Source organism: Sphingomicrobium nitratireducens, from assembly GCF_026157035.1.
GTDB classification, from domain to species: Bacteria; Pseudomonadota; Alphaproteobacteria; order Sphingomonadales; family Sphingomonadaceae; genus Sphingomicrobium; species Sphingomicrobium nitratireducens.
The window spans coordinates 670,613-684,223 of sequence record NZ_JANJZA010000001.1; the positions used below are offsets into that span (position 1 = coordinate 670,613).

16 protein-coding genes and 3 tRNA genes are annotated in these 13,611 nt (G+C 66.9%); 4 read left to right on the forward strand and 15 right to left on the reverse strand.

The genetic code is table 11. The features are described 5' to 3' along the window. Positions 1–87, forward strand: a tRNA-Leu gene (locus NNY25_RS03350). 28 nt (positions 88–115) lie between these two features. Here the strand turns inward: NNY25_RS03350 and NNY25_RS03355 are convergent. Beyond that, positions 116–418 carry a PilZ domain-containing protein gene (locus tag NNY25_RS03355; protein WP_265569937.1) on the reverse strand — a complete coding sequence of 101 codons (303 nt, stop codon included), beginning with the start codon at positions 416–418 and terminating at the stop codon, positions 116–118. A 155-nt stretch (positions 419–573) separates the two neighbouring features. On the opposite strand from NNY25_RS03355, the gene NNY25_RS03360 reads away from it, so the two are divergent. From NNY25_RS03360 to NNY25_RS03370, 3 genes are all read left to right on the forward strand, one after another. After that, positions 574–1,095 (forward strand): gamma carbonic anhydrase family protein, encoded by a 522-nt coding sequence (locus tag NNY25_RS03360; RefSeq protein ID WP_265569938.1) that lies wholly within the window; start codon positions 574–576, stop codon positions 1,093–1,095. A gap of 32 nt (positions 1,096–1,127) precedes the next feature. Beyond that, positions 1,128–1,823 (forward strand): pirin family protein, encoded by a 696-nt coding sequence (locus NNY25_RS03365; protein WP_265569939.1) that lies wholly within the window; start codon positions 1,128–1,130, stop codon positions 1,821–1,823. Positions 1,824–1,945: 122 nt separating this feature from the next. Next, positions 1,946–3,100, forward strand: a complete 1,155-nt coding sequence (locus NNY25_RS03370; RefSeq protein WP_265569940.1) for a hypothetical protein — start codon at positions 1,946–1,948, stop codon at positions 3,098–3,100. 10 nt (positions 3,101–3,110) lie between these two features. Here the strand turns inward: NNY25_RS03370 and NNY25_RS03375 are convergent, their stop codons facing one another. From NNY25_RS03375 to NNY25_RS03440, 14 genes are all read right to left on the reverse strand, one after another. After that, entirely contained in the window at positions 3,111–3,731 is a 621-nt protein-coding gene (locus NNY25_RS03375) for a DNA-3-methyladenine glycosylase family protein (RefSeq protein WP_265569941.1), read from the reverse strand. Continuing rightward, on the reverse strand, positions 3,731–4,474 hold the full coding sequence (rlmB, locus tag NNY25_RS03380; protein ID WP_265569942.1) for a 23S rRNA (guanosine(2251)-2'-O)-methyltransferase RlmB: 744 nt from the start codon (positions 4,472–4,474) through the stop codon (positions 3,731–3,733). Before rlmB ends, NNY25_RS03375 begins: the two co-directional genes overlap by 1 nt. A gap of 36 nt (positions 4,475–4,510) precedes the next feature. Beyond that, positions 4,511–5,209 (reverse strand): phosphate regulon transcriptional regulator PhoB, encoded by a 699-nt coding sequence (gene phoB, locus NNY25_RS03385; protein WP_265571456.1) that lies wholly within the window; start codon positions 5,207–5,209, stop codon positions 4,511–4,513. Positions 5,210–5,237: 28 nt separating this feature from the next. Continuing rightward, positions 5,238–5,912, reverse strand: coding sequence for a phosphate signaling complex protein PhoU (gene phoU, locus NNY25_RS03390; protein ID WP_265569943.1), 675 nt, complete (start codon positions 5,910–5,912; stop codon positions 5,238–5,240). A gap of 17 nt (positions 5,913–5,929) precedes the next feature. Beyond that, a complete protein-coding gene (gene pstB / locus NNY25_RS03395; RefSeq protein ID WP_420854308.1) occupies positions 5,930–6,757 on the reverse strand; it encodes a phosphate ABC transporter ATP-binding protein PstB in 828 nt (275 codons plus the stop codon). 6 nt (positions 6,758–6,763) lie between these two features. Further along, a complete protein-coding gene (gene pstA, locus NNY25_RS03400) occupies positions 6,764–8,035 on the reverse strand; it encodes a phosphate ABC transporter permease PstA (protein WP_265569944.1) in 1,272 nt (423 codons plus the stop codon). Then, positions 8,028–9,410 (reverse strand): phosphate ABC transporter permease subunit PstC, encoded by a 1,383-nt coding sequence (pstC, locus tag NNY25_RS03405; RefSeq protein ID WP_265569945.1) that lies wholly within the window; start codon positions 9,408–9,410, stop codon positions 8,028–8,030. The genes pstA and pstC overlap by 8 nt, the downstream gene beginning before the upstream one ends. An 18-nt stretch (positions 9,411–9,428) precedes the next feature. Further along, positions 9,429–10,463, reverse strand: a complete 1,035-nt coding sequence (locus NNY25_RS03410) for a substrate-binding domain-containing protein (protein ID WP_265569946.1) — start codon at positions 10,461–10,463, stop codon at positions 9,429–9,431. Positions 10,464–10,596: 133 nt separating this feature from the next. After that, positions 10,597–11,592 carry an ATP-binding protein gene (locus NNY25_RS03415; RefSeq protein WP_265569947.1) on the reverse strand — a complete coding sequence of 332 codons (996 nt, stop codon included), beginning with the start codon at positions 11,590–11,592 and terminating at the stop codon, positions 10,597–10,599. 34 nt (positions 11,593–11,626) lie between these two features. After that, entirely contained in the window at positions 11,627–12,076 is a 450-nt protein-coding gene (locus NNY25_RS03420; RefSeq protein ID WP_265569948.1) for a hypothetical protein, read from the reverse strand. Positions 12,077–12,122: 46 nt separating this feature from the next. Continuing rightward, positions 12,123–12,470 carry a hypothetical protein gene (locus NNY25_RS03425; RefSeq protein WP_265569949.1) on the reverse strand — a complete coding sequence of 116 codons (348 nt, stop codon included), beginning with the start codon at positions 12,468–12,470 and terminating at the stop codon, positions 12,123–12,125. Positions 12,471–12,537: 67 nt separating this feature from the next. Beyond that, positions 12,538–13,101, reverse strand: coding sequence for a response regulator transcription factor (locus NNY25_RS03430; protein ID WP_265569950.1), 564 nt, complete (start codon positions 13,099–13,101; stop codon positions 12,538–12,540). 138 nt (positions 13,102–13,239) lie between these two features. Continuing rightward, positions 13,240–13,325, reverse strand: a tRNA-Tyr gene (locus tag NNY25_RS03435). 109 nt (positions 13,326–13,434) lie between these two features. Next, positions 13,435–13,508: transfer RNA gene (locus NNY25_RS03440), tRNA-Gly, on the reverse strand. Positions 13,509–13,611 lie beyond the last annotated feature (103 nt).

Consider the following 13,611-nt stretch of genomic DNA (forward strand, 5'->3'; position numbering starts at 1 on the left):
GCCCAGGTGGCGGAATTGGTAGACGCACCGTCTTCAGGTGGCGGCGCTCGAAAGGGCGTGGAGGTTCGAGTCCTCTCCTGGGCACCATTTCTTCGCAACGAGTCGACGGGCGATTCTAGCTGCCGCAGCCCATTCGACTGGCGATCAGCGCGAGCACCGAAGGGTGCAGCGTGTGCTCGAAAGACACGCCTGCAGTCCAGCCGTCGGTCCAGCGGACGCGCGCCGGGAGGCTCTCGATTCCCGGCAGGCCGATCCAGCAATGATCGCCCACCTGCATGGTGCGCGCGATCTCGATGCGGCAACCGCCGGTCGACAGGTCGAGGATAGATGCCGGGTAGCGCGGACGCCCCGGCTCGCGCAGGCGCACGTCGCCGTTCATCGTCTGGCGTTCGGTCTGGCGTCCGTTGGACAAATTCATCGGGCCGCTCCCTTGTCGGTTCCAACGCGCACCCTCTGCGGGACGCGATTTCGATCCCGAGCCGGAACAATCTAGCGCGCAGATCGCAAAAATAGGGTTAACGGCGGGCCCGTTCCGGCTTGGACTCGGGAAGCGCGCGCGGCTAGGGGTTGGGCATGACGCTCTACGCAATCGGAAATGACGCGCCGCAGCTGGGCGAGGGCGCCTGGGCCGCACCTTCGGCAGACCTGATCGGCGACGTGCGGCTGGGCGCGCGCGCGAGCGTCTGGTTCGGTGCCGTCATCCGCGCCGACAACACCCCCATCATCCTCGGCGAGGAGACCAATTTCCAGGACGGCGCGATCGGCCATTCGGACCCGGGCGCGCCCTTGACCCTCGGCGCTCGCGTGACCGTCGGACACCAGGCGATCCTCCACGGCTGCACCATCGGCGACGAGGCGCTGGTCGGCATGGGGGCGCGCATCCTCAACGGTGCGGTGATCGGCGCGCAGTCGATCGTGGGCGCAGGTGCGCTGGTCACCGAGGGCAAGGAATTCGCCGCGCGCAGCCTCATCGTCGGCTCGCCCGCCCGCGTCGTGCGCACGCTCACCGACGAGCAGGTCGAGATGCTGCGCGTGTCCGCCGCCCACTACGCCGAAAAGGCCGCCCGTTACGCTGCGGAGCTGCGCGAGGCTTGAGGCGAGGGGGAAGCGTCCCCATCTCTCCAGCCATGATCGACATCCGCCCCTTCGCCTCGCTCGGCCACGCCGACCATGGCTGGCTAGACGCCCGCCACCATTTCAGCTTCGCCAACTATCACGATCCCGAGCGCATGGGCTGGGGCGCGATCCGCGTGTGGAACGACGACCGCATCGCGGCCAGGAGCGGCTTTCCCCCCCACCCGCACCGCGACATGGAAATCGTCACCTATGTCCGCACCGGTGCGATCAGCCACCAGGATTCGATGGGCAACAAGGGCCGCACCGGCGCTGGCGACGTGCAGGTGATGAGCGCAGGCACCGGCGTGATGCATGCCGAATACAACCTCGAGGACGAGGAGACGACGCTGTTCCAGATCTGGATCGAGACCGACAAGCCGTCCGCGTCGCCGCAATGGGGCCAGATGCCCTTTCCCAAGGAGGAGCGCGAGGGCGCATTCCAACTGCTCGCCAGCGGGACCCACGACGACGGCGCTCTCACCATTCATGCTGACGCCAGCATCCTTGGTGCAACGGTGAAGGGCGGCGGCGCGGTGACGTACGAGGCCGACCCGTCGCGCCACCTCTATCTCGTCGCGTCTGCACCGGTGCGGGTCAACGGGGTGGAGGCGGGGCCGCGCGACGGCGTCGCGATCACGGGCGAGACCGAAATTCGCGTCGAATCGCAGAGAGATGAGGCGGAAATCGTCCTTGTCGACGCTCGCTAGGCCGCAACGGGATTGACTCGCGCGCACCGCCCCTGCGAGGGCAGCGCCAATTCGTTTTCCGGGAGGGTTTGAAGTTGTCGACTAGGGTTTGGGCGGTCCGGCTCGCGCTGGCCACCGTGGGCATGACCGCCGTTCCGGCGGCCTTCGCCGCGCAGGAAGCTGCGCCCGCCGGGCAGGGCAATGTCGTCGCCATCCCCGCGCCCGGGAGCGGGACACAGCAGCAGACGGAGGACGCGGTCGGTCCGGACAGCCTGCGCGACTTCTCGCTCGGCGGGACACCGGCCCGGACGCCGCGCCCCGCGCCCGCGCCGGCCCCCGCCCCCGCGCCGAGCCCTGCGCCGACGCCTGCAAGGCCGGACCCAGCCTCCAGTGCGCCGACTCCCGCGCCCGCGCCGGCTAGTTCGGCTCCGACGCCCTCACCCGTCATCGCGCCCGATACGCCGGTCTCCAGCGACGGTTCGCAAGTCGCGCCCGCCCCGCTCGAACCGCCCGTTCTCGACGACGACCTGCTCGATGCGCCGATGTCGGGGCAGCCTGGCCTCGCCGGAACCGAAAGCGATGCGACGATGGGACCCGAAAGCGCGTTTGTGACGTGGTGGTGGATCGCCGCGCTGCTGGCGGCGGGCGCTGCCGGATACTGGTGGTTTTCGCGCCGGAAGCGCGAGGAACTGGCGTTCGAGGGCCCCTCGATCGCAGAGCGAGTCGCCGCGCCGCTCCCGGAGCCTGCGCCGGCTCCGGCGCCCGCTCCCGCGCAACCCGCAACCTCGGGCCTCATCTCGACGCGTATCCTGCCGGAACTCCATGTCGAAGCGCGAGCGACCCGTGCGACGCTGACCGAGAGCGAACTGCTGATCGACTACGACTTGATGATCGCCAATCGCGGCGCCGGGGCGGCACGCGCGCCGACGATCGACGTCGCGCTGATCATGGCCGGCGCCCGTCAGGACCAGGCCATCGAGGCCTTTCTGGGCCATCCCGATCTCGGCAAGGGCAAGCCGCCCGCACCGGTCATCGAACCTTATTCGGACATCGCCCTGCGCGGAACGGCGCGCCTCGCGCTCGCCCAGGCCCAGATCGCGGTCGTCGAGGGGCGCCAGCTGCTTCTTCCGATGCTTGCCTTCGCGATCCGCCACGCCGGCCAGTCGCCTGCCGAAAAGCCCGCAGCTCGCGGCGTCTTCCTCGTCGGGCGAAAGGGCGGGGAGGGGGGGCGCATGGCGCCGCTGCGCGCCGACAAGGGCCCGCGCATCTTCCGCGACCTCGACGTTCGCCGTCAGTAGGCGGCGCGCCTCAAGTCAGCGGCGGCGCATTATAGCTGTGCCAGGCGAGGATTGCGGCAGCCCCGCGATGCGGACGCCAGGGTTCGGCCCATTCGCGCACCAGCTTCTCGGGCGGGCGCTCCTGCCGCTCGAGCATCCGTCCCAGTTCGATCTGCACGGCAAGGTCGCCTGCGGGAAACGCATCCGGCCGCCCTTCGGCGAACAGCAGGTAGATTTCCGCCGACCAGCGGCCGATGCCCTTGATCTTGGTGAGCTGGGCGATCGCTTCCTCGTCGTCCGCGGGCAGGGAGTGGAGGTCGAGTTCGCCCGAGTGCACGAGCCCTGCGAGGCTCCTCGCATAGCCCGCTTTCTGCCGCGAAAGACCCGCCGCGCGCATCTCCTCGTCGCTGGCGAGAGAAATGGCTTCAAGGTCGGGATCCTCGCCATATCGGGCGACGAGCTTGTTCCACATCGAATTGGCCGCCGCGACGCTGACCTGCTGCCCGACGATGGTGCGCAGCAGCGTGACGTGCCCGGTCGGACGCAGTCGAGGCTCGGGCCGTCCGTGCGTCTCCATCGCCCGTGCGAACGCCGGCTCGCACCCGGCCAGCGCGTCGAGGCACTTGTCGAGGCTGGCCTGCGTGGCGACCATCAGCGGGCGACGCGCGCGGCGTAGAGCGAAATGGCGGCCGCGTTCGACACGTTGAGGCTCTCCATCGCGTCGGAAATCGGCAGCTTGGCGAGTGCGTCGCAATGGTCGCGCACATTGGCGCGCATGCCGGGGCCTTCCGCGCCCAGCACCAGCGCCACCCGCTGCGGCCCGAGCGCTTCGGCCAGCGTCTGCGTCGCTTCGCCCGTCAGCCCGATCCGCCAGAAGCCGGCTTCCGCCATTTCCTCGAGCGCGCGGTTGAGGTTGACCACCCGCACCCACGGCACCGTCTCGAGCGCTCCCGACGCGGCCTTGGCCAGTGCGCCGCCTTCGGGGGGCGCGTGGCGGTCCTGCGTGACGATCGCAGCGACGTCGAACGCGGCGGCCGAGCGCAGGATCGCGCCGACATTGTGCGGATCGGTGACCTGGTCGAGGACGAGGATGATTGCCTCGTCGCCGGCTTCGGCGAGCACGTCTCCCAGCCACATTTCCTCGAGCGGCTCGCACTCGATCACCACGCCCTGGTGCGGCGCGTCGGCTGGGACGAGCCGCGCGAGGTCGGGCGCTTCGGCCATCACGACCTGCACGTGCGGGGGAAATTGCATGAAATTGGCCGCCTCGCGCGTCGCCCAGGCCTTCAGGACCGTGCGGTCCGGATTGTCGAGCGCGGCAGCGACGGCGTGCTTGCCCCAGAAGCGGGGACGATTGGGGTTCGAGCCACCCCGGGATTTGCGTTTGCGGGCCATGGCCGCCCCATGCCGCCTCGCGGCGTCGCTGGCAAGCTAGGCCGAGCCCTCGGCGTCGAGCGCGTAGCCGGCGCTGCGCACGGTGCGGATGAGGTCGCTGCCGCCATTGGCGCCCAGTGCGATGCGCAGGCGGCGGATATGGACGTCGACCGTGCGCAGCTCGATATCCTCGCTGTGCGGCCACACGGCCTCGAGCAGTTGCTGGCGCGAGAAGACGCGACCCGGATTCTCGAGGAAGTGACGCAGCAGGCGATATTCGGTGGGCCCGACGTCGATCGGCTCGCCGTCGCGGCGTACGCGGTGCGCGGCGAGATCCATCTCGATGCCGGCGTAATCGAGCTTCTCGGCGGCGATGGCGGGGCGCACGCGGCGCAAAACGGCGCTCGCTCGCGCGACCAGTTCCTTGGGACTGAACGGCTTGGTGATGTAATCGTCCGCGCCCGTCTCCAGCCCGCGAATGCGATCGTCCTCTTCGCCTCTGGCGGTGAGCATGATGATCGGCAGGTTGGCCGTGTCCTGGCGGCGGCGCAGGCGGCGGCACACCTCGATGCCGCTGATCCCCTCGATCATCCAGTCGAGGATGACGATGTCGGGATTGATCTCATCGGCCAGGATCAGCGCTTCCTCGCCGTCTCCGGTGCGAGTGACGTCGTAGCCGGCGCGGTCGAAGGTGAACCCGATCAGGTCGGCCAGCGTCCGGTCGTCCTCGACGAGGAGAAGGCGCTTGGTCTGCATCATAGCCAGGGTCCCCCTTTTTCGCTTTCTATCCCAGCCGCTCGGCCATGTTCTCGCCGGTGGCCGCGTAATAGACCATCTCGGCGATATTGGTGGCGTGGTCGCCGACCCGTTCGAGATTCTTGGCGACGAACAGCAGGTGCGCGGCCTCGCTGATCTGCTTGGGATTCTCGATCATGTGGGTGACCAGCGTGCGGAAGATCGAATTGTAGAAATCGTCGACCTTCTTGTCGCGCTCGTACACCTCGCGTGCCGCCTCGGCATCGCGCGCGACGAAGGCGTCGAGCACGTCGTGCACCATCTCGGTCGCGATGCGCGCCATTTCGGGCATCAGCGAAAGCGGCTCGATGGTGCGGTTCTCAATTTCGGGAACGCGCTTGGCGATATTCTTGGCATAGTCGCCGATGCGCTCCACAACGCCCGAGATCTTGAGCGCGGCGACCACGTCGCGAAGGTCGGCGGCCATCGGCGCGCGCAAGGCGATCAGCTGGATCGCGCGGCGCTCGGTTTCGATCTCGAGCGCATCGATCTTCTTGTCGTCGGTGACGATCTGCTTGGCGGTTTCCTCGTCGCGCTGGACGAGGCAGCGCATCGCCTCGCGGATCGCGTGCTCCGCCATCCCGCCCATCTCCGAGATGAGCGCGCGCAGGCGGTTGAGATCGTCGTCGAACGCCTTGAGCGTGTGTCCGGTACCGTTGTCCATCGTATGCACTCCCCCGATCAGCCGTAGCGACCGGTGATATAGTCCTGCGTGCGCTTGGCCCGCGGGTTGGTGAAGATGTCGCTGGTGCGTCCGTATTCGACCAGCTCGCCGAGGTGGAAGAAGGCGGTGCGCTGCGAGACGCGCGCGGCCTGCTGCATGTTGTGGGTGACGATCGCGATCGCATACTTGCCGCGCAGTTCGTGGATCAGCTCCTCGATCTTGGCAGTGGCGATCGGGTCCAATGCCGAGCAGGGCTCGTCCATCAGGATGACTTCGGGGTCGACCGCGATCGCGCGCGCGATGCACAGTCGCTGCTGCTGGCCGCCCGACAAGGCGGTGCCGCTATCTTCGAGGCGATCCTTTACCTCTTCCCACAGGCCGGCACGCTTCAGCGACTTCTCGACGATCGCGTCCATCTCGGCCTTGCCCGAGGCGAGGCCGTGAATGCGCGGGCCGTAGGCGATGTTCTCGTAGATCGACTTGGGGAAGGGGTTGGGTTTCTGGAACACCATGCCGACGCGCGCGCGCAGTTGGACCACGTCCATGCGGGGCGCGTGGATGTCCTCGCCGTCGAGCTCGATATGACCGGTCACGCGCGCGATCGGGATCGTGTCGTTCATCCGGTTCAAGGTGCGAAGGAAGGTCGACTTGCCGCAGCCCGACGGGCCGATGAAGGCGGTGACCTTGTCGTCGTGAATGTTGATCGACACGTCCTTGATGGCGTGTTTCTCGCCATAATAGACGTTGACGTTCTCGGCCTTCATCTTGGGCGTCTTGCCGCTGTCCAGGTCGGACGGGGCAATCGGCATCTGGGCCTCGGGAGCGGTGGTGTCGTTCATGAGCATGTCTGCCTACCAGCGGCGTTCGAAACGGTTGCGGAGATAGATGGCGAGCCCGTTCATCAACAGCATGAAGACGAGCAGGACGATGATGGCGGCGCTGGTCTTCTCGACGAAGCCGCGATCGACTTCGTCGGACCAGAGGAAAATCTGCACCGGTAGCACCGAAGCGGGCGAAGTGATCCCCTCGGGCGGCGAGGCGATGAAGGCGCGCATGCCGATCATCAAGAGCGGCGCGGTCTCGCCCAGCGCGCGCGCCATGCCGATGATCGTGCCGGTCAAAATGCCGGGCAGCGCGAGCGGCAGGACGTGGTGGAACACGACTTGCATCTTCGAGGCACCTACGCCCAGCGCAGCGTCGCGGATCGAGGGCGGCACCGCCTTGATCGCGTTGCGCCCGGCGATGACGATCACCGGCATGGTCATCAGCGCGAGCGTGAGGCCGCCGACCAGCGGCGCCGAGCGCGGCAGGTGCATGAAGTTCAAGAACACCGCGAGGCCGAGCAGGCCGAAGATGATCGAAGGCACCGCAGCGAGGTTGTTGATCGACACTTCGATCATGTCGGTCCAGCGATTGCGCGGCGCGAATTCCTCCAGGTAGAGCGCGGACAGCACGCCGATGGGGAAGGCCAACGCCATCGTCACGAGGATGGTGAGGAGCGAGCCCTTGAGCGCCCCCCATACGCCGACTGCGCTCGGGTCGGTCGCATCGGACGCTGTCAGGAAATCCTCGTTGAAGTGGCGCGAGAAGCTGCCGCCTGCTGCTTCGACCTTGGCGACCAGCGCCTTGCTCGCCGCGTCGCCATCTCCCTTGGCAGCGATGTCGATCTTGGAGGCGACCGGCAAGGAGACCGTCACTTTTCGGGTCAGCATTTCCGGATCGTCGATCAACAGCTGGCCGAGTTCGCGGTTGGCGCCCGCGCCGAACAGGCGGCGCGCGTCTTCGCCATATGTCGCGACCGCCGTATCGCGGATGAGCCCGCCGAGCCCGGCATTGGCGACCGCGCTTTCGGCCTGCGCGCCGGTCAGCGCGCGCGGATCGAGCACGACGTCGGAACGCGGGAAGTCGAGCGTCAGCTCGCTTTCCATGCGCGTGAAGCCGCCCAGCCCCTTGGCCGCCATGGTGACGAGCAGGAAGGCGAGGAAGGCGACGCTGATCCCCACGGCAGTGAACCCGAAGGCACGGAAGCGCTTCTCGGCGGCGTAGCGTTTCTTGACGCGCGCCGACATCGACCCGTCGGTCCAGCGGCTCGCGCCGGAAGAGGAGGGGGCGGTGCTATTCATAAGCTTCCCGATACTTGCGCACGACGCGCAGCGCGATGAGGTTGAGGATCAGCGTGATCACGAACAACACCAGGCCTAGCGCGAAGGCGGCGAGCGTCTTGGCGCTGTCGAATTCCTGGTCGCCTGTCAGCAGCTGGACGATCTGGGTGGTGACCGTGGTCACGCTCTCGAACGGGTTGGCGGTCATGTTGGCGGCAAGGCCCGCGGCCATGACGACGATCATGGTCTCGCCGATCGCGCGGCTGACCGCGAGGAGGATGCCGCCGACCACGCCCGGGAGCGCGGCGGGGAGCACGACCTTCTTGATCGTCTCCGACTTGGTCGCGCCCAGCGCGAGGCTGCCGTCGTTCATCGCCTGCGGAACCGCGGCGATGCTGTCGTCGGCCATCGAGGAGACGAACGGGATGATCATGATCCCCATGACGAGGCCCGCGGCGAGCGCGCTTTCCGAACTGGCCGAGGAGATGCCGAGCGAGATGCCGAGGTCGCGCACCACCGGCGCGACGGTCAGCGCGGCGAAATAGCCGTACACGACGGTCGGCACGCCCGCGAGGATCTCGAGGATCGGCTTGAGCCAGGCGCGCACGTTGGCGTGGGCATATTGGGTGAGATAGATCGCGCTCATCAGGCCGAGCGGGATCGCCACGATCATGGCGATGATCGCGCCGATGAACACGGTGCCCCAGAACAGCGGGACGGACCCGAACGCGCCCGACGATCCGGCCTGGTCAGCACGGATCGCCATTTGCGGCGACCATTGGGTGCCGAACAGGAATTCGGTCGGGCTGACCATGCCGAAGAAACGGATGCTCTCGAACAGGAGCGAGAGGACGATGCCGAGCGTGGTGAGGATCGCGATCAGCGAGGCGGCGACGAGCAGCCCCATGATCCAGCGCTCGACCCCGGTGCGGGCGCGGAACTCGACGCCGATGCGCCGCAGCGCGAAGAAGGCGCCGCCGAGCGCAAGCAGCAGCGCGATGCCGCCGCCGACCGCCGCATAGCGCGCCATGGCCGAGGCGTAGATCGGGGCAATGACGCTGGCTTCGCTGTTGAAGCCGACGCTGCGATTTCCGAGCGCGATGTCGCGTGCTTCGCCGAGGATCGCGTTACGCTGCAGGTCGAAGTCGGGCAGCGCCTGGCCCTGCGGCGTGGCGAGCACGGCCGTGTCGACTAGGCCCTGCTGTACCGGCGACCAGATCGCCAGGAACAGGAGTGCGGGAAGCGCGGCCCACAGGAACGTGTAGGCGGCGTGATAGAATGGCAGGCTGTTGAGGCGCGCGCCGCCCCCGCGAAGTCCCTTGGCCCGCCGGAAGGCGAACAGGGCTGCGAGGACGGCGACGCCGAGAACGGCGACGAGAGCGATCGTTAACGACATTCTCGTCGCGTCCCCTTCTTACTTCAGGACCGAGCCGTCGAGCGGCGTCAGCTCGCTCGCGGTCTTGGCCGAAGTGGCCATGTCCGCATCGCCCATCGGCACGAGGCCGCGGTTGGCCAGCATGCCACCCTTGCCCCAAGCGGCCGAATAGGCCGAGAGGAAGTCCTTGATGGCCGGCTTGGCCGCGACGTGCTCGCCCTTGACGTAGATGTAGAGCATGCGCGCGCCCGGATAGGAGAGGTTCGAGATCGTCTCCTCGTTCGGGGTCACGCCGCCGATCGAGACCGGCTGCACCTTGTCGGCATTTTCCTCGAGGAAGCTGTAGCCCAGCACGCCGAGCGTGCCCGGATCGGCCGCGACCTTCTGGACGAGCAGGTTGTCGTTCTCGCCGGCTTCGACGTAGGCACCGTCCTCGCGGATGGTGTGGCAGGTCGCCTTGAAGGCATCCTCGTCGCTGTCCTTGAGCGCCTTCATGTCGGCGTTCGACTTGCAGCCCGCTTCGAGGATCAACTCGGCGAAGCTGTCGCGCGTGCCCGACGTCGGCGGCGGGCCGAGGACGCGGATCTTCTGGTTGGGAAGGTCGGGACGGATGTCCGACCAGTTCTGCGCGGCCTGGTCCTTGCCGTAGGGGTTCTTGGCAAGAGCGGCGTAGATGTCCTCGACGGTGAGGTCGAGCGCATCGGTGCCCTGCGCAGCAATCATCGTAAGGCCGTCGATGCCGACGGGAATCTCGATGACCTGGTTAACGCCGGCCGCGGCGCACATGTCGTATTCAGACTTCTTCATGCGACGCGAGGCGTTGACGATGTCGGGGTGCTGCTCGCCGACGCCGCCGCAGAACAGCTTCATGCCCGAACCCGTGCCCGTCGATTCGACGATCACGCTGGTGCCGGGGTTGGCGCGCTGGAACTGCTCGGCCACCGCGGTGGTGAACGGGTAGACGGTCGAGCTACCGACGATCTTGATCTGGCTGGTCGCATCCGCGCCCGAGCCACCCGACCCGCAGGCCGCGACGAGCGCAACCAGCGGCAGCGCAAAAAGCATCTTCTTCATCAGATTCGAACTCCCTTGTGGGTGCAAATTTTCGGAAACCACGAGGCACGCACTAACGCCGAGTCCGGTGCTCCCTGTGACGCTTTTATTACAGTTTGATGACGCCGCAGGCCCGACGTTCGTTCCGTCGCGCTCAAGTTTCGAGCGGAAACTCGACTGAAACGGTAGTGCCCGCACCTCGAATGCTGGCGATGTCGAGCGAGCCGCGATGGCGCTCTACGATGTGCTTGACGATGGCGAGGCCGAGCCCGGTGCCACCCGTCTCGCGACTGCGCGCCTCGTCGACACGGTAGAATCGTTCGGTCACGCGAGGCAGGTGGTCGGGCGAGATGCCCGGACCCTTGTCGGTGACCGACAGGCGCAGCGCGCGGCTCTGGCGGGTCAGCGTGACGGCAACCTCGGAGTTGTCCGGCGTGCAGCCGTAGCGAACCGCGTTACCGATAAGATTGTCGAGCAGCTGGAGGATCTGTCCCTCGTCGGCCCTGATTGCCGGGAGGTCTTCTTCGATATCGGCGCGGATCGCGCACTCGCACCGCTGGGCGAGCCCGTCATTGGCCTCGACGGCACGCTCGACGAGCTTTCCAAGATCGACCTCCTGCGAGGGTCGCACGAAGCGGTCGGCCTCGATCCGGGACAGGCTCATCAAATCCTCGACGATCCGGATCATCCGCTTGGATTCCTGTTCGATGATTCCTGCAAATTTCCGGCGCATCTCGACGTCGATCTTGCCTTCGTCGGCAAGCGTTTCTGCGTAGCCGCGGATGGTGGTCAGCGGGGTGCGCAGTTCGTGGCTCGCATTGGCGACGAAATCGACGCGCATGCGTTCGGTCGCGCGCGCCGTGCCGCGGTCGGTCAGGCGGACGAGGACTTCGCCGTCGTCGATCGGCGTCACCCGGACGCGCCACGGGCGGTCGACCCCGCCGATCCCCTCGACCTCGAGCGTGCGCTTCTCGCCCCGGGCGATCGCGTCGAGCACGGCGGGATGACGGATCACGAGGCGGATGTCGCTGTTGACCAATCGCTGGCCGAGCACGGTGCGCGCGGCTCCGTTGGCGGCGAGAAGCCGCTGGCCGCTGACCAGGAGCGCGGGTTCTTCGATCGCTTCGAGAAGGAGGTTCGTGTCTGCCATCGCGGCCACCGATAGCGGGGCTCGGCGCGGGCGGCTAGAGGATGGCGTGGTCGCCGGGCGGCAGCGAATGCGCGCATCGCCGGCCGTGTCGGAACGCGGCGACGGCAATCACGATGAGTACTGGATACCCCCAGAACTGGGCCGCGATGGCATAGGCGGACGGCATCAGGTCGATCCGGAGCGCCTTGACCGAGTGCGAGATGACCGTGACCATGTGCAAGCCTGCGACCCAAAGCGGCCAGAAACGCGACGAGCGCAGCGCGATGACCAGGAACAGCGCGAACAAAGCGACGTCGACGGCCATCACTCCGATCTCGACGTGGCGATATCCGCTATAGGCATCGTTCATCGGCGAGCGGATGAGGTGGGAAAGGACCGTCGCCACGACGCAGGCGACCGAAACCGTCCGCAACTCCCGATCGCCGCGCACGATGGCGTAGGCCGCGATGCCGAACAGGAGGATCCAGAAGAGCGATGGCGCCATGGCGGAAAAGACCGGACCACGCGGGGCGTGGCCCGGTCAAGCTCCGTTACGCGACGACGCGGAGGTCGGCGACGCCCTGCGTCGGCGGCGGGGTTTCGGTCGTGTCGCCGAAGCTCACGGTGCGCAGGCCCGGCACGTGCTGGGCGGTTTCCTTGAGGATGGCGTGGGCGAGCGCGATGTCGCCGCGCGCCGACACCATGCCGGTCAGTGAACTGGCGACCTTGGCGAGCGCTTCGTGGCCCAGCGCGACATTGACGTTGGCGGTTGCACGGGCGCGGATCATCCGAGTCTGCAACTCGGCGAGCTGCGCGATCGCTTCCTCGATCTGTTCCTCGACGGTACGAATCTGGCTTGCGACTTCCCAGGCGGCGGTTTCGACGGCTTGTTTGCGCATGACTTGTTCCTCCTCCGACGCACGCGCCGGGCAATGCTTGTCACTATGGAGGCCCCGTTCCGGGTGATCAGTTCCCTAGCAACCGCGCGAGGCTCTCGAGACCGGCGAGATACATGCCGGCGGAGAAAGTCGCGCCGATCGCGATGAGGACGATCCAGAGCAGTCGGTAGCCGACGCTCATCTCGTTGCGGGGCTGGCTCCTCGTTGCGAACGGCAAAGGCAGAAGGGACCGTCTTAAAGCGATGTCCTGCTCGGTTTGAGACCCCGCAGTGACGGTCCCCCCTGCACGATCAGCGTGCCGAATCTGATTGCTGATCGCCCCTTCCTGCTGGATGGGAGCCGGGGCTGCGGCAACGTGCGGCGGTTGATGTATCAAGCGTTGATATGGGCCGTGGACTTGGGCGACGAGGCGCGCGGCCTGCTGGCGTCGGGCGACGCCGAGCGTGGCGAGCGCACCGCGAACGCGCTGGTCGACCGTGTGCGGGGAGATGTCGAGTTCCGCCGCGATTTCCTTGGAGGACAGGTGTTCCGCGACGAGCAGCAGGCATTCGAGTTGCCCCGATGTCAGCCGCGACACGAGCGCGACGACGTCCTCTTGGCCCTCATCGTCTTTCATCATTGCATAACCCATTCAGCACCCCCATTACGCACACGCAACGACCGTTATCAATCGGTTCATTCCGCCGAATTAATGACTAACTAGTCGATTAGTCGCCCGGAGTCACTTTGCGGCGAGGGCACTTCTTTGTGCAAGGGATGTGATGAAGGGTGGTGGACAGGGCTGGATTCGAACCAGCGTACGCTTGCGCGGGCAGATTTACAGTCTGCTGCCTTTAACCACTCGGCCACCTGTCCACAGGTGCAAGGCGGGGCCGCATTTGGCGGGCAAGCGGCCTCGTGTCAACCGCTTGTCGTCCACCCGTTTCGCGACCGGCGCATTTTCCTCGTCCCGGTGGGCGAAGGATGGAGCGGGTAACGGGAATCGAACCCGTGTATTCAGCTTGGAAGGCTGATGTTCTACCATTGAACTATACCCGCCCGGATGCGCGGAAGAGCGCCTTGCCACCGCGACCGCTCGCCGGTCAAGCCGGAACGCGAATGCCCCCTTGTCGATTGGCCTTCTCGTCGGAGACCCAACGAA